Genomic DNA, 22,806 nt, shown 5'->3' with positions numbered 1-22,806 from the left:
AACTAAAAAAAGAAAAGACAAGGAATAAATATGGCCAACAAGCAGGATGCAACCCACCATATTTTTAATAATCATCTAGAGGATTTTGAACACTTTCGTGGAACGATCATCCGTTCAGAACAGATCAAAGATTATGACTTTAAGAAGCAAAAAATCGCAATTATTGGGATAGATCAGCATGTGGTCTCTGAATTGCACCATCTATGTCAGGTTGCAGATAACATCATGGTCTATCAAATCAAACCGCAATTTGTCTTACCACGCACCGAACGTCTACTGAATAAATTAATCCAACATCCACTGATTGCAAAAAATCGACGTTTATTTAGCAATCGTATTAAGAGTATTTTGGCGATTCGCTTTTTAGAAGATCAAGTGCCGAATCATTGGTTAAGACATTTACTCAGTCCAAATACCGCAATTCAAAATAAAACTTTTCTAAAATCTGATCATTATTATGCTGCATTACAGCAGCCCAACTGCATCTTAAACACTTGGCCAATTGCGAAAATTCAGAGTAATTCAATCACGGCTTTAGATGAACATACGTTTGAGTGTGATGTCATTGTGCGCAGCGAATCTAACCAGCCTAAAGAAAAGTAATTACAATGAAATGATATTCACATAACATTTAATAAAATTTATCCGACTAATCAAAACTCACAACACCAAAAGCCATCTTTGGTGGCTTTTGGTAGATCCCCTACTTTATTGAAGACTTTCATTCGATAAGGCTAAGGATTCTTAAAAATCTATAAATGAAAATAGCTTTAATCGTGCTACATGCTTTTTAAGCGCTCAGACTTAAATCATGCATCCGACCTGCACCAGCAGCTACAGCGAGTTTATAGAGGTGCGATTTTTGAATAGTTATGATCAATTCTTCATGAAAACTTTATTTCAAACCAATAATTTTTCAGTCACTTAATTTTGTCTTACACAACTCTTTTAATCCCTAACTATAAGTTGGAAAATTTATACCGATGCTCATGTTCAGCCAACATTTACTTATGTTCTAATCTATATTCAATAGGAAAATAACAGCTAAAAATCCAATTTTAATATTACTTCATATCAGCTTTTAAAGCCTGAATGTTATCAATTTGAATATTTTTCACTCACATCAATTAAATAAATGGTGCCATTTCTTTATATTTAGCACCCAAAAGCAACTGTTTGATTATTTTTTATTCTATTTTCTGCCTATTTTTTTAGCATTTAAATCAGTATTTTTGAAAAATTGATTAAATATTAAACCATATCAGCTAAATCTTGTATTTACACAACTCATATCAAGTGGATTATTCAGGCTTAATTCATAGATAAAAATACAGCAAAACACGGATTTTTATAAAAGATTTGTGCTGTCAATTTGGCCATATTTTATAAATTTTCAGGCAAAGAAATTTATCGAATTGGTACACAAATGAATGCAAAAATTGCTTAAAATTTAAGTCTAAATATTGAGGAAAATTTTCATCAATATCTTAAATATTTATCATTCATTAAAAGTATGACAAACCAGAAATTAATACTATTTTTATATAATTTATACAGTAATTTATTATCATCAGAAGAGCCACCAAAGTGGCTCAATTTACATTTAACCAATGCGACGCTTCAGTCCGGTCATTTGTAAAACACGTGTAGAAATTTCTTCAATCGACATTTCAGACACGTTTAAGTATTTTATTCCCTCAGAAATATAAATACCTTCAATCGCACGTAGTTCCATTTGGCACTGACTAAAACTTGCATAACGACTATTGGCCTTACGCTCTGAACGAATTGCTACAAGGCGCTCTGCATCAATCATCAAGCCAAACAACTTATGTTTGTGCTCACGTAAAACTGCAGGTAAACGGTTGTCATCCAAATCTTCTTCTGTCAAAGGATAATTAGCTACACGAATACCAAATTGCAAAGAGAGATAGATTGAAGTTGGTGTTTTACCCGAACGTGATACTCCAATTAAAATCAAATCTGCTTTATCATAATGACGAGTACGTGCCCCATCATCGTTATCTAAAGCAAAATGCACCGCATCAATACGTGCTTTATAAGACTCAGAATCTGTAACTGCATGGGTTTGACCGACTAAAGTCGTAGGAGCTGTACCCAACTCGTCCGACAATTTACTAATAAGCCCTTCAAAAACATCAAGATTTATCGCATTTGCAGTATTAATAATGTCACGTACATACGGGTCTACAAGGGTATCAAACACCAAAGGCTTTTGACCGTCTTGCTGCGCTCTAAGATTGATCTCTGCAACCACATTTGTAGCTGCTTCTTCAGAGGTAATATATGGAATAATATGAATGTCAAAATCTACATGAGGGAACTGGGCTAACAGTGAGTGTCCAAGTGTTTCTGCGGTAATCGCGGTACCATCCGAAACAAAGAAAACACTACGCTGAATCTGTTTACCTTCTGACATTAAAATTCTCCTCCAAAATTTGTCTTAGTGCTATATAATCTTTATAGTAAACCATCTTACATGACTGTCACTTAGTAAATTTAGAATGCTAAGTAATTTGTTATAATTTCATGCCAAGATAGTGATTAATACTGCAAAAGTGGAGTAACAACTTTGGAAGCGCGCGTAATTGGTCTAGAAAAATTAGGGAAACACGACGTAGAACTCGTGGGTGGTAAAAACTCATCATTAGGTGAAATGATCAGCCATCTAGCAAATGCTGGTGTATCTGTTCCTGGTGGTTTTGCTACTACAGCTCAAGCATATCGTGAATTCCTCGAGCAAAGTGGCCTAAACGCTAAAATTAACGCTGAACTTGCTGCACTCAATGTTGACGATGTAAATGCACTTGCTGAAACTGGTGCAAAAATCCGTCAATGGATTGTAGACACTCCGCTTACAGCTGAACTTGAAACAGAAATTCGTGAGGCTTTCACAGCTCTTTCAAACGGCAACCCTGATATCGCGGTTGCCGTTCGCTCATCTGCAACAGCAGAAGACTTACCAGATGCTTCATTTGCTGGCCAACAAGAAACTTTCTTGAACATCCGTGGTATCGACAACGTCCTTATTGCGATTAAAGAAGTATTTGCTTCACTTTATAACGACCGCGCAATTTCTTACCGTGTACACCAAAACTTCGCACATGACGTTGTTGCGTTATCTGCTGGTGTTCAACGTATGGTTCGCTCTGAAACAGGTGCTGCTGGTGTAATGTTTACACTAGATACAGAATCTGGTTTCCGCGACGCAGTTTTCATCACAGCTTCTTATGGCTTGGGTGAAATGGTTGTACAAGGTGCTGTAAACCCTGACGAATTCTATGTATCTAAACCACTTTTAAATGCAGGAAAACACGCTGTATTACGCCGTAACCTTGGCTCTAAACACCAAAAAATGATTTATGGTGAGGAAGGTGCTGCAGGTAAGTCAGTAGTTGTTGTAGACGTTGAAAAAGCAGATCGTCAACAATTCGCTTTAAATGACCACGAACTTCAAGAACTTGCTAAACAAGCATTGATCATTGAAAACCATTACGGTTCAGCAATGGACATCGAATGGGCGAAAGATGGCGATGATGGCCAAATCTATATCGTTCAAGCACGTCCTGAAACTGTGAAGAGCCGCCAAAACGTAGGCACAATGGAGCGTTACCTGCTTAAGCAAAAAGGTAATGTGATTTGTGAAGGCCGTTCAATCGGTCAACGCATTGGTTCTGGTCGCGTTCGTATTGTGACTTCAATCAAAGAAATGGACAAAGTTCAAGACGGCGACGTACTTGTATCTGACATGACTGACCCAGATTGGGAACCAGTAATGAAACGTGCAGCTGCGATTGTCACTAACCGTGGTGGCCGTACTTGTCACGCTGCGATTATTGCACGTGAGCTTGGTGTTCCTGCAATCGTAGGTTGTGGTAATGCGACTGAAGTATTGACTGACGGTCAAGAAGTGACTGTTTCTTGTGCTGAAGGTGACACAGGCTTTATTTACGAAGGTGCTTTGGACTTTGAAATCCAACGTAATTCTATCGAATCTATGCCTAAACTTCCGTTCAAAATTATGATGAACGTAGGTAACCCTGACCGCGCATTTGACTTTGCTCAAATTCCTAACGAAGGTGTTGGTCTTGCTCGTCTTGAGTTCATCATCAACCGTATGATCGGCGTACATCCTAAAGCATTGCTTAATATTGACAGCCTACCACGTGAAACTCGTGCTGCTGTAATGTCACGTACTGCGGGTTATGCATCTCCTATCGAATTCTATGTTGAAAAACTAGTTGAAGGTATTTCTACACTTGCTGCAGCGTTTGCTGACAAACCAGTGATTGTTCGTATGTCTGACTTTAAGTCAAACGAATATGCAAACTTAATCGGTGGTAAGTTATACGAACCTGAAGAAGAAAACCCAATGCTTGGCTTCCGTGGTGCAAGCCGTTATGTGTCTGACAATTTCCGTGACTGCTTCGAACTTGAATGCCGCGCACTGAAAAAAGCACGTGACGAAATGGGCTTAACGAACATTCAAATCATGATTCCTTTCGTACGTACTGTTGCTGAAGCGAAACGTGTTATTGAATTGTTAGCACTTAACGGCCTCAAACGTGGTGAAAACGGTCTTAAAGTGATCATGATGTGTGAACTTCCAACTAACGCATTATTGGCTGAACAGTTCCTTGAACACTTCGACGGTTTCTCTATCGGTTCTAACGACTTGACTCAGTTAACACTGGGTCTAGACCGTGACTCTGGTATCGTTTCTCACCTATTTGATGAACGTGATCCAGCCGTTAAAGCACTTCTTTCTATGGCAATCCATGCTTGTCGTAAAGCTGGCAAATACGTAGGTATTTGTGGTCAAGGCCCTTCAGATCACCCTGACCTAGCTAAATGGTTAATGGAACAAGGCATTGAGTCTGTTTCGCTTAACCCAGACTCAGTATTAGACACTTGGTTCTTCCTTTCTGAAGAAAAAGCTCAACAAGCTTAATAAACTGTGTTAAAAAAAGACCCACATGTGGGTCTTTTTTTTTATTTATACTTTTACAGACGTTTTTTGAGATTTTAGTTTTATGCAGATTTACTTGGCACGAAATAACCAACAAGCTGGTCCCTACACCTTAGAACAACTTAATCAAATGCTCGCGAGCCAACAAGTGTTACTCACGGACTTGGTTTGGCACCAAGGTATGACCGAATGGAAAGCTTTGGGTGAACTCACTCAAGGTCAGTTGGTTTATATGCCTGCAGGTTATATAGCACCGACAGCATTCGAATCAAATCAAACTGCAACTACGCCATCAAACACCTACGCACAGCCTCAAGCGGTACAATTGCAAACTAGCCTAGCCAGTATTCCTAAACGTGTTTTGGCTAAGATCGTTGATTTACTGCTTTGGATACCTGCTACTTTTATCTTAACGGCATTTTTTAATCCGAGTGAAAAGACACAATTTGCCAATCTAAATGAACAGTTTATGCAAGCTGTGATGACCCCAAATGCTGATCCGAATGTTTTACAAACATTACAAACACAAATGATTGAAATGTTTCCCAACCAAGCTTGGATTGCAATGTTTGCTTACCTCTTCATTATGCTTTTCATTCAAGCGTATTTGATTGCTAAATCTGGTCAAAGTATTGGTAAAAAAATCACCAAAATTAAAATCGTAGATGCCGAAACCAGCCAACCTGTAAACCTCATGCGTGGCTTCACTTTACGTAGTGTTTTATTTATTTTTCTGAACTTTTTATCGATGCCTTTAAGCGCAATCATTGATTCCGTTTTTATTTTCGGCAAAAAGCGTCAAACTTTGCATGACAAGTTAGCAAAAACCAAGGTAATAAACCAATAACTTTCACTTTTATTGAGGGATGAATTTCTCATCCCTTTTTTGTGCATTACATTGAAATTAAAATAAAATTCAGATAAAAAAAACACAATCCCGACCAACAAAATAGGGTTTTAATACAGTCATTTAAAGCATCTTTATGTATAGCTTAGTTTGCCGATATCAGGCATAATGCCCTACAACGTAGCGGTGTCACATCATTGTGAACTTTTTTCATATCTGAAAAATCACAATCATGCGACACTTTATTCGCTATCCCAATTTTAAAAATTAGGGAATGGGACTCTTCACCGAGGTTGTAAAATGAGACAAACAATTTTAGCTGTATTGTCTTTATCTGCGATCGCTGCACTCTTAACTGGGTGTGGTGGTGATATGGTACTTCTAAACTCAAAAGGTCCAGTTGCTGAAGGTCAGTCAAACCTCATGCTTACTGCGATCTACCTAATGTTGTTGGTAGTTATTCCATCAGCACTTATGGCTCTTTGGTTTGGTTGGAAATATCGCGCGTCAAATAAAGATGCAGACTATGCACCTACTTGGGCACACTCGACTGCAATTGAAGTTGTAGTTTGGGGTATTCCCGTAATTATTATCGCTATTTTAGCTTGGTTAACTTGGTGGGGTTCCCACAAGTATGACCCTTACCGTCCACTCGAGTCAGATAAAGCTCCTTTAACTGTTCAAGTTATTGCTGAACAATTTAAATGGATCTTCATCTACCCTGAACAAGGCATCGCGACTGTAAACGAGATCCGCTTCCCTGAGAAAACTCCTGTAAGCCTTCGTTTAACATCTAACTTCACAATGAACTCATTTTTCATTCCGGCGTTAGGTGGTCAGATTTATGCTATGGCAGGTATGCAAACTCACTTGAACTTATTAGCTGATGAAACTAGTCCTGCTGAAGGCTTCCGTGGTTTCTCTTCTAACTATTCAGGTTATGGCTTCTCACAAATGCGCTTCCGTGCACATGCTGTGACTGATGCTCAGTTTGCTGAATGGGTTTCTGCTGTTAAAGCTGGTAATGGTTCTTCAGTTAATCCTGAAGCGGTTCAAAAAACTGTTTTAGACCAAGCTGAATTTGCAACCTTACGTGACGGCAACCGTTCTAAACACCAGATCGAAGTTTTAGTTGCCAAAGCAACTACTCCTGAAGAGAAGGCTCTAGCTGAAGCAATGAAGCCTTACCCTACTAAGCCACACCCAGTGACTTACTATTCTTCAGTTGAACCTAAATTGTTCGAATCAGTGATTAACAAATACATGAGCAACTACCACGGTGCTGATCATACAGCTACTGTTGGACACGAAGCTGCTGCTTCTGAAGCTCATGCAGGCGTTGAACATGCGACTGTTGCAGGGGAATAAGACATGAGCTTATTAGGTAAGTTAGGACCAGATGCAATTCCACACGACCCAATCGTGTTGGTTACTGTTGCAATGATGATCCTTGGCGGTATCGCAATTGTTGCTGGTATCACCTACTTTAAAAAATGGGGCTACTTGTGGAACGAATGGTTCACATCTGTAGACCATAAAAAAATTGGTATCATGTATATCCTCGTGTCAATTGTCATGCTTGTGCGTGGTTTTGCCGATGCGATTATGATGCGTCTTCAACTGTTCCTTGCAAAAGGTGGCGGTGAAGGTTACTTACACCCAGAACACTATGACCAGATCTTTACTGCCCATGGCGTAATCATGATCTTCTTCGTAGCAATGGGTCTAGTTGTTGGTTTAATGAACGTTGCTGTACCACTTCAAATTGGTGCACGTGACGTAGCATTCCCATTATTAAACTCTCTTAGCTTCTGGTTATTCGCCGGCGCTGCGGGCTTGATGATGGCTTCTCTTGCAATTGGTGAATTCGCTGCAACAGGTTGGATGGCTTACCCTCCACTTTCTGGCATCGAATACTCTCCAGGTGTAGGTGTAGACTACTATATCTGGGCACTTCAGGTTTCTGGTTTAGGTACGCTTCTTACTGGTGTTAACTTCTTCGTTACCATCATCAAAATGCGTGCGCCTGGCATGAAACTTATGGACATGCCTATTTTCACTTGGACTGCATTAGTTACTGTAGTGCTTATCGTTGCAACATTCCCAGTTTTGACTGCGACTATTGCAATGCTTTCACTTGACCGTTACTTCGGCTTCCATTTCTTTACAAATGACATGGGTGGTAGCCCAATGTTGTATGTAAACTTGATTTGGACTTGGGGTCACCCGGAAGTTTACATCTTGGTATTACCAGCTTTTGGTATTTACTCAGAAGTTACTGCTGTGTTCTCACGCAAAGCGTTGTTCGGCTACAAATCTATGGTGTACGCAACTGTAGCAATTGGTGTTCTTTCACTAGTTGTATGGGTTCACCACTTCTTTACAATGGGTGCTGGTGCCAACGTTAACGCGTTCTTCGGTATCATGACCATGATCATTGCGATCCCTACTGGTGTGAAAATCTTCTCTTGGTTATTCACCATGTACAAGGGCCGCATCACCTATACAACTCCAATGCTTTGGACACTTGGCTTCCTTGTGACTTTCGGTATTGGTGGTTTAACAGGCGTATTAATGGCAGTTCCACCAGCGGACTTCTTAGTACACAACTCTTTATTCCTTATCGCTCACTTCCATAACGTAATTATTGGTGGTGTAGTGTTCGCGATGTTCGCGGGTATCATTTTCTACTGGCCAAAAATGTTTGGTTGGAAATTGAATGAAACTTGGGGTAAAGCAGCGTTCTGGTTCTGGTTCTTCGGTTTCTACTTTGCATTCATGCCACTTTATATCCTTGGTTTCATGGGTATGACTCGTCGTTTGAATACATATGACAACCCTGAATGGGATCCGTACTTAGCGATCGCTTTATTTGGTTCTGTATTGGTTGCTATCGGTATCTTCTGTTTTGTTATGCAAATTGTTGTTGGTTTCCTTCAACGCAAAGACAACATGGACGTTACTGGCGATATCTGGGATGGTCGTACTCTTGAGTGGGCTACTTCATCTCCTTCACCATTCTATAACTTTGCTTATCTTCCAAAGATCAATGGTATTGATACTTTCTGGACTGACAAAGAAAATGGTGTTGCTTACGCTAAGCCAACTACATACGAAGACATCCATATGCCTACAAACCGTGCGGCAGGTTTCGTAATTGCAATGTTTATTACAGTTATGGGCTTCGCATTAATCTGGCATATCTGGTGGTTAGTCGTTGTAACTTTCATTGCTTCAATTATCAGCTTCATCGTTTCTTCTTTCACTAAGAAAGTTGACTACTATGTTCCAGCTGCAGAAGTTGAACGTATTGAAAATGAACGCTACGCGCTTCTTGAAAAACATTTGAAGAAGGACTAAGACAATGGCTGAAGTACTTCATCACGACAACCACGGACATGACGAACATCATCATCACGATGATACTGACATCACTGTCTTTGGTTTCTGGACTTACTTGATGAGTGACTTGGTTCTTTTCGGGACACTCTTCATCGCGTTCGCTGTATTAAGTAGCCACGTTCCAGTGGGTACGCCAAGTGCACAAGAGCTGTTTGGTGAATCTTTAGGTTTCGTTTTAACTGAAACTTTCGCCCTTCTTATCTCTTCTGTAACTTTTGGTTTTGCTGTTCTTGCAGCATACAAGAAAAATGTTGGTCAAGTTTTAACTTGGTTAGCAGTTACTTGGGTATTTGGTGCAGCCTTCATTGGCATGGAACTTTATGAGTTCAATCATTTAGTTCATGCTGGTCATGGCCCAAGCACAAGTGCGTTCTTATCTGCGTTCTTTACTTTAGTTGGTACGCACGGTATTCACGTAACTTCTGGTTTGGTATGGATGCTTGTGTTGATGTTCCAAATCAAGAAATATGGTTTGACACTTCCAAACACTCGTCGTCTTGCTTGCCTAAGCTTGTTCTGGCACTTCCTTGACATCGTTTGGATCTGCGTATTCAGCGTTGTTTACTTGATGGGAGTTATCTAATGAGTCACGATCATAACTCTGCTGGTGCAGCTCACGGTAACGTTAAACAATATACAATCGGTTTTGTCCTTTCTGTTCTACTTACCGTAATTCCATTCGGTATGGTAATGGCAGGTGGTTTTAGCCGCGGTCTATTGGTTGCCGTAATCGCGATTACTGCGGTTGCTCAGGTTCTTATTCAGTTAGTTTACTTCCTGCATATGAACTCTTCTTCAGAGCAACGCTGGAACGTGATTGCATTTGTTTATACAATCCTCACAATTGCTATCCTTTTAGTAGGTTCTGTGTGGATTATGAACTACCTTCACTTCAACATGATGATCTAAACTGGTCGTCATGCTGAAAAAGTATTTATTCCTGACTAAACCAGGAATTCTCTTTGGTAACTTTGTTACCGCTTTGGGTGGCTACTTTGTAGCTGCCCAAGGTTCTGTAGATTTCCTTCTGTTGCTTCTTACCCTCTTAGGCACCCTCTTTGTGGTCGCTTCTGGATGTGTTGTCAATAACGTTATTGACCAAGACATCGACTCAAAAATGCAACGCACACAAAATCGTGCGATGGTTAAAAAATCAATCTCGATTCCTGTTGCTTTAGTTTTTGCTTTAGTTTTAGGTGTATTTGGTTTTAGCATTTTATGGTTCTGGGTAAATGCTTACGCTTTTCTTTTTGCTGTTATTGGTTTTGTCGTATACGTTGGTTTTTACAGCTTATGGACAAAACGAACAACAATTCATCAAACCATTATCGGCAGTCTTTCTGGCGCAGCGCCACCTGTAATCGGGTATACGGCTGTTGCAAACCAGTTTGATTTAGGTGCATTGCTGATTTTTATTGGTTATGCATTTTGGCAAATGCCTCATTCTTGGGGAATTGCAGTTTACCGATTTGATGACTACAAAAATGCAGGAATTCCAATTTTACCTGTAGCTCGTTCAATTCACCGTACCAAAGTTGAGTCTTTGGTTTATGTGTTTTTGTTCTGCATGACCATGAATGGTTTATTCTTTTTTGGTTATGCAAATTGGATTTATATGATTGTCCTGAATGCCTTAAGTCTGTATTGGATTTATCTGACCATTCAAGGATTCAAAGCTGAAGATGATCAAATTTGGGCAAAACAATATTTCATGTTTTCAGTCAAATTGATCACAGTGATTAGTTTAATTTTTAGTTTTACTTCCACTGCCCCTCTGAAGCCAATTGTATTTTTTTAAAGAAGATAGAGTTTTACTCTATCTTTTTTTATTTCTAGGCATCTTCAATGCAAAGCAAAAATTTAAGTCGAAATACTGCTATACATACTAAAACTGTTTTAACGCTGATTCTCCCTATATCCACCCATGTACAATAGATTTCAGACAAGTACAAAAATATTTCATATTCGTATTAGCATTCAAAGCGATATCTACAATCAAATATGACAAAAGATCTTTAATTTAAATCAAATTTATATCATTACAACGTCTATATGATCGTAACTCATCAAATACAAGATAAGCTCCCCGCAATTGAAAACATATCTCCTATTTTACAATCTGCATCCGATTCTAGCTGTGTATTAAAGATAGTCATTAAACCACAAAATAATTAAGCCTTTTTAGGTGTATGCCTTGTATTTCAAACCTAAACGCTCTAAAATTCACGCTTCGCAAACTTTGCGACACAACTTTTGTTGTGACTCCTTGCTTCAATTAATTAATGATTGGGGCTGCCTAAACCGTAAGGAGCTGACAATGCGTCACTACGAAATCGTACTATTGGTACATCCAGACCAAAGCGATCAAGTTGTGGGTATGGTAGAACGTTACCTAACTCACATCAAAGAAGCTGAAGGTCAAATCCACCGTCTTGAAGACTGGGGCCGTCGTCAATTGGCTTACCCAATCAACAAGATCCACAAAGCTCACTACATTCTTATGAATGTTGAGTGTGGTCAAACTACTCTTGATGAGCTAGAAGAATTGTTCCGTTACAACGATGCAATCATTCGTAGCCTTATCATCCGTCGTGAAAACGCTATCACTGAAGAGTCACTATTGGCTAAGAGTGCTGAAGAAAAACGTGCGCGTAAAGCTCAACGTGAAGAAGCACAACAAGCTCAAGACTCTGCTGAAGCATAAGGAGAACATAACATGGCACGTTTTTACCGTCGTCGCAAGTTCTGCCGCTTTACAGCTGAGAACGTTACGTACATCGACTACAAAGATATCGACACTTTAAAACAGTACATCACTGAAAACGGCAAGATTGTTCCTAGCCGTATTACAGGTACTAAAGCTCGTTACCAACGTCAATTAGCGCTAGCTATTAAACAAGCTCGCTACTTGTCTTTGATCCCTTACACTGACAATCATAAGTGAGGTTGAGCTGTGGATATTATCTTATTACAACGCATTAAAAACCTTGGTAAATTAGGCGATAAAGTTTCAGTTAAAGCTGGTTACGGCCGTAACTTCCTTATCCCTCAAGGTAAAGCAGTTGCTGCTACTGAAGCTAACACTGCTGCATTTGAAGCTCGTCGTGCTGAACTTGAGAAACAAGAAGCTGAAGTATTAGCTGCTGCTCAAGCACGTGCTGACCAATTGAACGAAGTTAACATCGTGATCACTGCTAAAGCTGGTGACGAAGGTAAACTATTCGGTTCTATCGGTACTCGTGACATCGCTGACGCGTTAACTAATGCTGGTCTTGTTGTAGACCGTGCAGAAGTTCGTTTACCAAATGGTGCGCTTCGCAACACTGGTGAATTCAACATTGCAATCCAATTGCATCATGATGTTGTTGCAGAAGTTCTAGTTACTATCGTAGCTGAGTAATTTCTTGCAAAGAAAAGAGCATGCTTACGCATGCTCTTTTTTTATCTGTAAAAAATAGTGCTCCAACTTTTTTATATTTTTAACTCTTCATTCAATTCAATGTATGACGAATTAATCGGAAATACTTGTTCGCATTTCTGTAGAAAACGCCTATCATTTCAGTTCAATGAAGAGTTGAAAAAACTGTAATTAGCACCCATTTCCATCACATTAAATGGTTTCAGCATCAGGGATTTTTATGTCACAGGCGAATGCCAGCAAGCCAAACTCTACGCCAACAGCAAAAACCACAGAACAAAGTTCGTTGAAAGAGTTTCGTACCCCACCCCATAACCTTGCGATTGAACAAGCCGTGCTTGCTGCACTGATGACAGTTGCAGAATCATTTGAGCAAGTGGGTGATGTACTGACTGAAGCTGATTTTTATGCGACCCGTCATAAATATATTTTCCGTGCCATCGATCAACTGTCAAAAGATAGCTCACCTTATGATGCGGTCTTGGTCAATGACTGGCTGATTAAACAAAACTTGCTCGATGCTGCTGGTGGCGAAGAATATCTGATGCAACTCATGTCAGATTCACCTTCAAGTTTCTATAACCTTGAAACGTATGCTGCAAAAATTAAAGAATTTTCCACTTTACGCAGCATGATTAAAGTCAGCTCAGAAATTTTACAAAATGCCTATGACACCAAAGGTCGTACGGTCAGTGAAATTTTAGATCTAGCAGAAACCAATATTTTCTCGATTGCCGAGCAACACAACAACAACGCCAAAGCACAAGGCCCTAAAGCTATTAACTCTGTCGTTGCTAGTGTTTTTGATAAGTTGAATGAACTTTCACAAACTGAAGGCAGTATCACGGGTTTAACCACTGGATTTGTAGAACTAGATAATAAAACCTCAGGTATGCAAGCAGGCGATTTGATTATTGTAGCGGCCCGTCCATCGATGGGTAAAACCACTTTTGCCATGAACTTGGTTGAAAGTGTGCTGTTTAATAACAACCTGCCCGCTCTAGTTTACTCTATGGAGATGCCCGCTGACTCGATTGCCATGCGTTTGATATCCTCGTTCGGTCGTGTACACCAAGGACATTTACGTTCAGGTAAAATGGATGCTGATGAATGGTCAAAAGTGACCAGTACTATTGTGCATCTACAAGAAAAGAATTTGTATATCGATGACTCATCTGCACTACCGCCAACGGAAGTACGTGCCCGTGCTCGACGAATTGCAAAAATGCATGGCGGTAAACTCGGGTGTATCATGGTCGATTACTTGCAGCTTATGAAAGTACCCGGTATGGGTGATAACCGTGTTGGCGAGATCTCGGAAATTTCCCGAAGCTTAAAAGCACTGGCTAAAGAAATGCACTGCCCAGTAATTGCACTGTCACAGTTGAACCGATCACTGGAAAACCGTCCTAATAAACGCCCAGTGATGTCCGACTTACGTGAATCGGGTGCGATCGAGCAGGATGCCGATTTGATCATGTTTATTTACCGCGACGAGGTTTATAACAAAGAGTCTAAAGAAGCAGGTACTGCAGAAATTATTATTGGTAAACAGCGTAACGGTCCAATTGGTACTGTGCGTCTTGCCTTCGAAGGTCAATACACCAAATTTAGTAACCTCTCCCCTGAGTTTTATGCTCAGTATGATGATGAAGAGTAAAGACTCTTTATCATCCATTAATTCATCGACCCTGTAGGAGTATTTAGGGTGCGCCAAGCTACAGTTTATATTGATCAACAAGCACTTCAATATAATTTAAACCGTGTCAAACAACTTGCCCCAACCGCTAAAATTGTAAGCATGGTAAAAGCCAATGCTTATGGACATGGAGTTAAAGACTGCTTAGCAGCCTTAAAAGACAGTGATGCCTTCGGTGTTGCCTGCCTAGAAGAAGCTTTAGAAATTCGCGAACTGGGTTATGAACAGCCAATTACACTCATTGAAGGGATTTTTTCAGATGATGAAATGCAAATTATCATCGATAAAAAAATTGAATGTGTGGTGCATCATCAGCAACAACTAGATTGGTTACGTGAGCATAAAGATGCCTATATCGCTCAAGGTCTGAAAGTTTGGGTTAAACTCAACAGCGGTATGAACCGTTTAGGCTTTAAAGTACCTGAAATTATTGATGTCATCAATGCATTAAAGGCGGAAGGTTTTACTTGCGTACTGGCTATGCATTTTGCCAATGCTGACGCAGAAAATCATCCACTAAATGACCAACAACGTGAACAATTTTTACACGTAAAAGAAGCTTGTGCGCCAATCATGGGTTCGTGCTGTAACTCAGCAGCGATTTTCAAATGGCCAGAACTGAATTTTGATTTTGTTCGTCCAGGCATCATGCTATATGGCGCTACACCTTTCGCAGACCGTTCTGTAGAAGCATTAGATCTTAAACCAGTGATGACCTTTACCGCTGAAGTGATTGCTCTAAATACCATTCAAGCTGGTGAATCTGTGGGTTATGGATCAACTTTCGTTGCAGAACAAGAAATGAATCTTGCGATTGTGTCGATTGGTTATGGTGACGGTTATCCACGTGCCTTCCCTAAACAAAACTATGTATCTATTCAAGGACAGAAAACGCGGGTAATTGGCCGTGTTGCCATGGATATGATTGCGATTGATATCACTGGTATGAATGCACCAATAGGCACTGAAGTTGAGCTTTGGGGCAAAGATCGTTTGGTTGATGACGTTGCAGAAGCGAACGGAACCATTGGCTATGAATTATTATGCCGTATGAGCGCGCGCCCTGTACGTAAATTAGCTTAATTAGCCGAATCAAAAAAGCCCAGATCAAATCTGGGCTTTTTTTATCTCGCTTTTTAAATTGATCTATTCGTTGATCAAATCGTTATTGAAAATAGTCAGCTGTTGGTTTTGCCAATTCTATTAAGCCCTGACGCAATGCTTCTGACCAGCCTTTACTGATCATGGTGAAGTATGGGTCTTCTTCATAAATGCGCTTACCATTTGGTATTTCCAAACTGTCCTTTTTATAAACCAAAGCATCTAAAGGCATACCTACAGACACATTCGAACGTATCGTTGAATCAAAAGAAATTAAGCTACAACGCATTGCTTCATCGAGTGGCATATCGTAACGCAAAGTTCGGTCAAGTATCGGCTTACCATATTTACTTTCTCCAATTTGAAAATATGGGGTATCCGGTGTCGCACAAATAAAATTACCTTGCGGATAGATATTATATAGCTGCATATCAGCGCTACCAATTTGACCACCTACTAATAAACTACAGTAATAATTACTTTGTTCTAAAATATCTGAGGTGACATCAGAGATAACTTTTTTTAAGGTATGCCCGACCAATTCAGCCACTTCGAACATCGTATTTACACTATATAAATTCGGCTCTTGTTTGACCTCTAGCTGATTTTGTAAATGCCCGATGACCGCTTGTGTAGTAGCTAAATTCCCAGAGGTTTGGATGGTAATAAATCGCTCACCCGCAATACCAAAGGTATAAAGTTTACGAAAAACTGAAATATGGTCAACTCCTGCATTTGTACGTGTATCACTGACAAACACCATGCCATCTTTTAATCGTAATGCACAACAATAGGTCATTTTTATCCCTCAAATGATTAACAACTCAACACTTGTACAATTGAGCTCATTGACTCAATACCACCTTTATCACGAACACCTCGAACAGGAGCTACATCCCAGTAATCCCGCCCAATCGCGACATAAATATGTGATTGTGGTGTAAATAACTGATTACTGACATCAAAACAAAACCATTTATTTTCGATATAGACTTCTACCCAAGCGTGACTAGCAAGATGGCTACTATTCGGTACAAATAAATACCCAGAAATATATCGTGCAGGAATACCCAAATAGCGACACATTGCGATCATGACATGAGTATGATCCTGACATACCCCCTGCTTATAATGAAAAGCATCTATTGCAGAAGTATGTACAGATGTCTGATTCGAAACATAGGGAATATGCGCCAAGATCGCTTCAGCCAAACGAATTAGATTGACACGATTGATACGAGGGACATAACAATCGGCAAAACTTTTCATGTAAATGTCGCATTGCGTACTCGGTGTTGGCTGTAAAAACAATTTCGGGTTTAAATCATCCGCATTTGAATCATTTGAACTCAAATTCATCTCTACGATGCCCTGCGCCATAATGGTCATTTGCAGATAAGGTTCGCGCTGCGTTGTGGTCAACCACACATTACCAAAAGTATCCAATTGCATATCACGTTGCCCCGGCACACTCACATCCCAATTTTGCACCTGTTGATGCGCATTAGTGGATGGGGTCATTTTGATATATTGAATGCTTCTGCTAACCACATCAGTGTAAACATAATGGGTCTGATGGTTGATCATGAGCCTCATACAGCCACCTCAAACATATTTTGGATATGATCACTGAAATGGTAAAAATTTTGGCTATTCGGTTGTTGCTTTAGTGCCTGCCATGCCTCTTGCACGCTTTCCCAGCCAAACTGAACTAAAGCGATTACGATATGTTCAATCTTCGCAATGGTGTGTTGAATGTCCTGCTGCATGCGTAGCTGACGATCAAGCTGCTCTATGGCTTGTCCTAAGCTAAAAAATAAAAATACATCTTCAGATTCAGACTCTAAAACATCTTGGCAATCTGTTACCACGTCACAGATATAACCCGGGTTATCACTCGCATTACGAATTAAACGGCTGAGTTCTGCATAACTTTTTGCTGAAAGTACACCCCTTAAGTCCTGTATATTACTTTGCGCATATTTAAATTGGCTGTAAAATGACGCCGGTTGCTCTGCATTTAAAACCAATTCATTCATTGAGTCGACATCAAATGCTGGTAAACAAAAAGCATGTGCATAGTTCAATGCTGTATCGACATCTTGAAATGGAAAAATACTGCATAAATATTGAGTGCGTGCTAAATAACGTCCCAACCAAAAAATATGTTCTGCATTACTGTTTAATAAAATCATGTTTTGCTCCTTCACTGGAGTGCTATGAGCGTAAATCATCTACTACCCACGTATCTTTAATACCGCCGCCTTGCGAAGAATTCACTACCAATGAACCTGCTTGCATCGCGACACGAGTTAAGCCACCCGGTACAATTTCAGTTCGATATGGAGAACTCAGTACAAATGGACGCAAATCGATATGGCGTTCCGAAACACCGGCCTCACTTAGGGTTGGGCTGACAGATAAATTTAAAGTCGGCTGTGCAATATATAGATGTGGTGCTGCGGCCACTTTATCTTTAAAGCTATTTAATTCTTGTAAAGAAGCTTGTGGACCGATCAGCATGCCGTAACCACCTGAACCCTGCGCTTCTTTGACCACCAATTTTTCGATATTCGAGAGCACATAATCCAATTCGTTCTGCTCACGACATTGATAGGTCGGCACATTTTTCAGGATCGCTTGTTCGCCTAAATAGAAATGAATCATTTTATCCACATATGGATAAATCGATTTATCATCTGCTACGCCTGTTCCTGGTGCATTTGCAATGACCACATTATGTTGCATATACGCTGACATGAGCCCTGCTACGCCCAAAGTACTGTCAGGTTTGAAACATAATGGATCGAGAAAAGCATCATCCACACGACGATAAATTACATCAACCTGTTGTCGACCTTTGATGGTTTTCACATAAACCTTATCGTTTTCTACATAAAGGTCACGCGATGTCACTAAGGGTACATCCATCTCCCTTGCCAAAAAGGCATGTTCATAATAAGCACTGTTAAAACGCCCAGGGGTTAAGACCACAATAAATGGGTTATCGACATAGGCATTTTCTGCAAGGATTTCACGTAAAAGCTGCGGATACTGCTCAATCCCCATGATGTTGCTTTGCTGGCAAAGTTCAGGCATCAGTTTTTGACTGATCTTACGGCTTTCTAGCATATATGACACACCAGACGGTGTTCTAAGATTATCCTCAAGGACGTAAAATTCACCTGATTGATCTCGAATGATATCAATGCCACTGATTTGGCTATAAATTTTACCTTTTAGCCCATGCATATACATTTGTGGCAAATAGGCTTCATGCGTTAAGACTTGCAGTTCAGGAATAATTCCTGCTTTTAAAATATCTTGTTGATGGTAGACATCATGTAAAAACAGATTGAGAGCTTTCACGCGCTGTGCGCAGCCCAGTGATAAATTATTCCATTCCTTTCGTGCAATCACACGAGGAATAAGATCATAAGGAATAGTGCGTTCAATGCCTTCATCTTCGCCATACACTGTAAAGGTAATACCCTCATAGAGAAAATGTTGTTTTGCTACCTGATTTAGTTGTTTTAATTCATCAAGTGTATGCTGTGATAACCACTGCTCTATCCGTTGGCATGATTCTTTAGCTACCGTTTTACTGTCGCGCATTTCATTAAAAAAATCCGAATTAAATTGATTAAACAGCGCATGTCCTCGAGCAAGAGGTAAATTTTTTAATGTAGAGACAGAAGTATTGACCAACTTTGCCTCATAACCCTCAATTCCATTTGAAGTTGTATTACGATTTTCTTTCAGCATAGCAACTCCATGTTTTTGTTTTATATGAACTAGGTAAAGCAATATATATGCCATCAATACATATGCTGCTTCTCTTTGATTATTTATGCATCATTTTTGCAAAGCGGTACAGCATCTAACTGCTCAAGTTGTGTCAAATTGCGTTATTAAAATCATCTTAGTTTTTTTTCAGATGAAGACTTGCTTAACGCAGGAAGATTTCTTATTGTGTCCCACAGCATCATTTTTATTTATTTAAGTTCAAGTTCAAGCACTAGATTATGTCTTCACAAGAAAAAGAAACGTCAAACAGCCTCTATCGTCAGTGGCAAATTCTTTCACGACTGTCCACAGGTAAGTGGATGGGTACTCGTGAATTACAAGAAATACTGAACCGTGAAGGCATTGATATCAGCCTACGCACCATTCAACGTGACTTAAACCAAATTTCTCTACGTTTCCCAATTGAGAGCAGTAAAACAACGCCGCAAGGGTGGCGTTGGCGTTCCGATGCACCAATTCAAAGCTTGCCTCATATGACTAGCTCACAAGCGGTCACCTTTATGATGGTTGAGGAGCACTTAAAACATTTGCTTCCACCGAGCTTAATTGAAGAAATGAATCCTTGGTTTGACCTCGCACGTCGGAGCCTGTCGTCACAAAATAATGTCCGTCAGTGGATTAACCGCGTGCGAATCGTGCCAGCAACTCAGCCATTGATTCCTCCTGTGGTTGAAAAAGCTGCACAGCAATCAATTTATGAAGGCTTACTACAAGACAAACAACTCGAATGTCTTTATCAAGGTCGTGGACAACAAAGTGAAGAAAAGATCTATATTTTAAATCCACTGGCTTTGGTCCAAAAAGGTGCAATTATCTATTTGGTTTGCACACGTCATGACAAAACAGACATCCAAACCTTTGCTTTACATCGTTTTAAATCTGCTACGGTCTTAAATTCACGTGCATTACACCCTGTCGATTTTGATATCGATGCCTATATTGACTCTGGAGCGCTTGGCTTCCGTGTGGACTTCAATAAGCCGACTGAAATGATTCAGCTCAAATTAACCATGTCTGAAGCAGAGGCTGTTTATTTTGAAGAAAGTCAGCTAAGTAAAGATCAAGTGATTCAAAAAACCGAAGATGGCTGGGTGGAAGTTAGTGCAACAGTACCTTTTACCTCTCAGTTAACATGGTGGCTGCGTAGTTTTGGTAAAAAGATTCAGAAAATTGAACCTGAAGAAGTCGCTATGGTTGTACAACAACGCAATGACTAAACCGATCTCAGACTTTCTGCTACCTGAAATATTAAATTTGAGGTAGCAACTTTTATTTCATAATAAATATTTAGCACTTAATTTTTTGCTTAGATTTTCACTTAAATTATCAACACATAAAAAAGTCCCAACGCTGGGACTGGATAATTTCTTAGAATATTTTTGTAATTTTAGTCGTTTAGGTCAAAGGAACTACAGCATAAGTATCTGCTGAATACCTTATACCATAGCGCTAATTTCTCATGGCTATAATCAATTACTGACATAGGCAGGCTAGGTCGGCATTATTATAACGAATAGATTTCATAGTCATATTCAGCACCTCGTGTTTATAAAGTAAAATCACTTTAACCTCCATTTTGCGTACTGTGAAATAACAAGAACCGCGCTGCTTTTCACAAATTTTCTTAAAGAACATTCCTGCTTTTCTTATCTGATTTGGCTTTAAATGAAAAATTCATCCAACTTCAATGTTGTTTTTTATAAATGCTACACTGAATCAACAAATTAAAGCTTGAGGATTGTGCATAAACTCGGCAAATTATGAGCAAATGAGCTGAATAAGATTTTTCAAAATATGGCCAGTCCAGCGCAAACTATTCGCCACAAGCTACTAAATACTTTTTTTTCTCGGCATTCAATTTGGTTTGCTTGTATTTTTATCTTCCTACTCATTTCGAGTTTTCATTTAGGTTATTCCCCTCGTTATATTCAATATTTTTTTCCACAAACCTTATTGAATAGTATCTGGGTCATTACTGGGCTTTTAAGCTTATTGGGTTTGTATGACGTCATACAAAACAAACATTCGATCTTAAAAAATTACCCTATCATGGGGCACTTTCGTTTTCTATTTGAAGAATTTCGACCTGAAATTCGCCAATATTTTATTGAATCTGATCAAGATGCACTGCCCTTTTCTCGTATGCAACGTAGCTTGGTCTATCAACGTGCAAAAAACCAAAATGCAGATAAACCATTTGGTTCAATTGTTGATGTTTACCAAAATGATTACCGCTTTATTAATCACTCTTTGTCACCTTGTATTCCTGCCATTCCTGAAACTTTCCGTATTAATATCGGCAATGAGCAATGTAAGCAGCCGTATAGCGCATCGATATTAAACATTTCTGCGATGAGCTTTGGTAGCTTAAGTGCCAATGCCATTCGTGCCTTAAACTTAGGTGCTAAAATGGGCAAGTTCTACCATGACACCGGTGAAGGCAGTATTAGTCCGTATCATTTGGAAAATGGTGGCGATATTGTTTGGGAACTCGGTAGTGGTTATTTCGGTTGTCGTACGATTGATGGTCAATTCGACCCTGTACGTTTTGCTGAACAAGCCAAGCACCCTCAAGTCAAAATGATTGAGATCAAATTATCTCAAGGTGCAAAACCAGGCCATGGCGGCATTTTGCCTAAAGACAAAATTTCCGAAGAGATTGCTCAAATCCGTGGTGTCAGCCGTGAACATGACTGTATCTCTCCATCCAGCCATCCTGCCTTTAGTACCCCTATTGAAATGATGCAATTTATTCAGCAATTGCGCGAGCTTTCCGAAGGCAAACCTGTGGGTTTTAAACTGTGTATCGGACAACCATGGCAATTTATGAGTATTGTAAAAGCCATGTTACATACAGGGATTACACCCGATTTTATCGTGGTAGATGGTTCTGAAGGTGGGACTGGCGCAGCGCCAATTGAATTGATCGATAATATGGGTACGCCACTGCGTGAAGGCCTACTCTTTGTCAATAACACCCTGATTGGTGCAGGCTTACGTTCAAAAATTAAAGTCGGTGCCAGTGGTAAAATTATTAGTGCTTTTGATATTGCCAGTACCATGGCAATTGGTGCAGATTGGGTGAACTCAGCTCGTGGCTTTATGTTTGCAGTCGGGTGTATTCAAGCTCAAAGCTGTCATACCAACCAATGTCCAGTTGGCGTTGCAACGCAGGACAAAGACCGTCAAAAAGCCATCCATGTTCCGACCAAAGCAGAGCGTGTTTTTAATTTCCATAAAAACACCATGCATGGTTTATCTGAACTTATTGCCTCTGCGGGTTTACAACACCCGTCGGATATCCGTGCACACCATCTAGCACAGCGCATTAACAACCGTGAAATTAAAAACTATGCACAGCTACATTTTTGGTTAAAAGATGGGGAGTTACTCAGTTGTGAAAATAAAGATGAAGAAAACTTCTATTTCCGTATGTGGAATATGGCACATCTAGAAAAGTTCTAATTCCTACCCCATAAAAAAAGAGGCGACTACGCCTCTTTTTTTCGTCTAGATCCATCACACTGATTAAGGTAGGCTGT

Annotated in this window: 20 protein-coding genes; 15 read left to right on the top strand and 5 right to left on the bottom strand. The window is 39.8% G+C overall.

The features are described 5' to 3' along the window. Nucleotides 1-30: 30 nt before the first annotated feature. Nucleotides 31-603 carry an NAD(P)/FAD-dependent oxidoreductase gene (locus M5F03_RS13045; protein WP_249708547.1) on the top strand — a complete coding sequence of 191 codons (573 nt, stop codon included), beginning with the start codon at nucleotides 31-33 and terminating at the stop codon, nucleotides 601-603. 1,000 nt (nucleotides 604-1,603) lie between these two features. Here the strand turns inward: M5F03_RS13045 and ppsR are convergent. Then, the gene (ppsR, locus tag M5F03_RS13040) at nucleotides 1,604-2,440 is read right to left on the bottom strand and encodes a posphoenolpyruvate synthetase regulatory kinase/phosphorylase PpsR (RefSeq protein WP_078193964.1); all 837 of its coding nucleotides are present in this window, start codon (nucleotides 2,438-2,440) and stop codon (nucleotides 1,604-1,606) included. 153 nt (nucleotides 2,441-2,593) lie between these two features. Here ppsR and ppsA point away from each other — a divergent pair, with 153 nt between their 5' ends. The 12 genes from ppsA to alr all read left to right on the top strand — a co-directional run bounded on the left by ppsA (nucleotide 2,594) and on the right by alr (nucleotide 15,439). Next, nucleotides 2,594-4,972, top strand: a complete 2,379-nt coding sequence (gene ppsA, locus M5F03_RS13035) for a phosphoenolpyruvate synthase (protein WP_111884281.1) — start codon at nucleotides 2,594-2,596, stop codon at nucleotides 4,970-4,972. 82 nt (nucleotides 4,973-5,054) lie between these two features. Continuing rightward, nucleotides 5,055-5,837, top strand: coding sequence for an RDD family protein (locus M5F03_RS13030; protein ID WP_249708546.1), 783 nt, complete (start codon nucleotides 5,055-5,057; stop codon nucleotides 5,835-5,837). Between the two features lie 300 nt (nucleotides 5,838-6,137). Beyond that, the gene (cyoA, locus tag M5F03_RS13025) at nucleotides 6,138-7,205 is read left to right on the top strand and encodes a ubiquinol oxidase subunit II (RefSeq protein WP_078193967.1); all 1,068 of its coding nucleotides are present in this window, start codon (nucleotides 6,138-6,140) and stop codon (nucleotides 7,203-7,205) included. A 3-nt stretch (nucleotides 7,206-7,208) separates the two neighbouring features. After that, on the top strand, nucleotides 7,209-9,197 hold the full coding sequence (cyoB, locus tag M5F03_RS13020) for a cytochrome o ubiquinol oxidase subunit I (RefSeq protein ID WP_078193968.1): 1,989 nt from the start codon (nucleotides 7,209-7,211) through the stop codon (nucleotides 9,195-9,197). A gap of 4 nt (nucleotides 9,198-9,201) precedes the next feature. Continuing rightward, on the top strand, nucleotides 9,202-9,822 hold the full coding sequence (gene cyoC / locus M5F03_RS13015) for a cytochrome o ubiquinol oxidase subunit III (RefSeq protein ID WP_078188581.1): 621 nt from the start codon (nucleotides 9,202-9,204) through the stop codon (nucleotides 9,820-9,822). Next, on the top strand, nucleotides 9,822-10,148 hold the full coding sequence (locus tag M5F03_RS13010) for a cytochrome o ubiquinol oxidase subunit IV (protein WP_249708545.1): 327 nt from the start codon (nucleotides 9,822-9,824) through the stop codon (nucleotides 10,146-10,148). Before cyoC ends, M5F03_RS13010 begins: the two co-directional genes overlap by 1 nt. A 10-nt stretch (nucleotides 10,149-10,158) precedes the next feature. Then, complete coding sequence (gene cyoE / locus M5F03_RS13005; protein WP_249708544.1) at nucleotides 10,159-11,037, top strand: heme o synthase; 879 nt, start codon at nucleotides 10,159-10,161, stop codon at nucleotides 11,035-11,037. Nucleotides 11,038-11,556: 519 nt separating this feature from the next. Further along, nucleotides 11,557-11,943: a 30S ribosomal protein S6 gene (gene rpsF / locus M5F03_RS13000; protein ID WP_004696436.1), complete on the top strand. Its 387-nt coding sequence runs from the start codon at nucleotides 11,557-11,559 to the stop codon at nucleotides 11,941-11,943. Between the two features lie 12 nt (nucleotides 11,944-11,955). Further along, nucleotides 11,956-12,183, top strand: a complete 228-nt coding sequence (gene rpsR / locus M5F03_RS12995) for a 30S ribosomal protein S18 (RefSeq protein ID WP_004278792.1) — start codon at nucleotides 11,956-11,958, stop codon at nucleotides 12,181-12,183. A 9-nt stretch (nucleotides 12,184-12,192) separates the two neighbouring features. Next, nucleotides 12,193-12,639 carry a 50S ribosomal protein L9 gene (gene rplI / locus M5F03_RS12990; protein ID WP_078188585.1) on the top strand — a complete coding sequence of 149 codons (447 nt, stop codon included), beginning with the start codon at nucleotides 12,193-12,195 and terminating at the stop codon, nucleotides 12,637-12,639. Nucleotides 12,640-12,877: 238 nt separating this feature from the next. Beyond that, nucleotides 12,878-14,317 carry a replicative DNA helicase gene (gene dnaB, locus M5F03_RS12985; RefSeq protein WP_249708543.1) on the top strand — a complete coding sequence of 480 codons (1,440 nt, stop codon included), beginning with the start codon at nucleotides 12,878-12,880 and terminating at the stop codon, nucleotides 14,315-14,317. 48 nt (nucleotides 14,318-14,365) lie between these two features. After that, entirely contained in the window at nucleotides 14,366-15,439 is a 1,074-nt protein-coding gene (alr, locus tag M5F03_RS12980) for an alanine racemase (protein ID WP_249708542.1), read from the top strand. An 82-nt stretch (nucleotides 15,440-15,521) separates the two neighbouring features. On the opposite strand, the gene M5F03_RS12975 is transcribed toward alr, so the two are convergent. From M5F03_RS12975 to M5F03_RS12960, 4 genes are read right to left on the bottom strand one after another with little or no spacing between them, the layout of a single operon-like run. Continuing rightward, on the bottom strand, nucleotides 15,522-16,256 hold the full coding sequence (locus tag M5F03_RS12975) for a proteasome-type protease (RefSeq protein WP_180023501.1): 735 nt from the start codon (nucleotides 16,254-16,256) through the stop codon (nucleotides 15,522-15,524). A gap of 17 nt (nucleotides 16,257-16,273) precedes the next feature. Next, entirely contained in the window at nucleotides 16,274-17,053 is a 780-nt protein-coding gene (locus tag M5F03_RS12970; protein ID WP_249708541.1) for a transglutaminase family protein, read from the bottom strand. Next, entirely contained in the window at nucleotides 17,050-17,652 is a 603-nt protein-coding gene (locus M5F03_RS12965; RefSeq protein ID WP_249708540.1) for an alpha-E domain-containing protein, read from the bottom strand. The genes M5F03_RS12970 and M5F03_RS12965 overlap by 4 nt, the downstream gene beginning before the upstream one ends. Before the next feature lie 22 nt (nucleotides 17,653-17,674). Then, nucleotides 17,675-19,222, bottom strand: a complete 1,548-nt coding sequence (locus M5F03_RS12960; protein WP_249681768.1) for a circularly permuted type 2 ATP-grasp protein — start codon at nucleotides 19,220-19,222, stop codon at nucleotides 17,675-17,677. Between the two features lie 260 nt (nucleotides 19,223-19,482). On the opposite strand from M5F03_RS12960, the gene M5F03_RS12955 reads away from it, so the two are divergent. Beyond that, on the top strand, nucleotides 19,483-20,481 hold the full coding sequence (locus M5F03_RS12955; protein ID WP_249708538.1) for a helix-turn-helix transcriptional regulator: 999 nt from the start codon (nucleotides 19,483-19,485) through the stop codon (nucleotides 20,479-20,481). 577 nt (nucleotides 20,482-21,058) lie between these two features. After that, nucleotides 21,059-22,729 carry an FMN-binding glutamate synthase family protein gene (locus tag M5F03_RS12950; protein WP_249708536.1) on the top strand — a complete coding sequence of 557 codons (1,671 nt, stop codon included), beginning with the start codon at nucleotides 21,059-21,061 and terminating at the stop codon, nucleotides 22,727-22,729. Nucleotides 22,730-22,806: the final 77 nt, after the last annotated feature.

This window comes from Acinetobacter amyesii (assembly GCF_023499985.1).
In the GTDB taxonomy this organism is placed as follows: domain Bacteria; phylum Pseudomonadota; class Gammaproteobacteria; order Pseudomonadales; family Moraxellaceae; genus Acinetobacter; species Acinetobacter amyesii.
The sequence above is the reverse complement of the archived record's forward strand: the minus strand, read 5'-3'. Positions and strand labels throughout refer to the sequence as shown.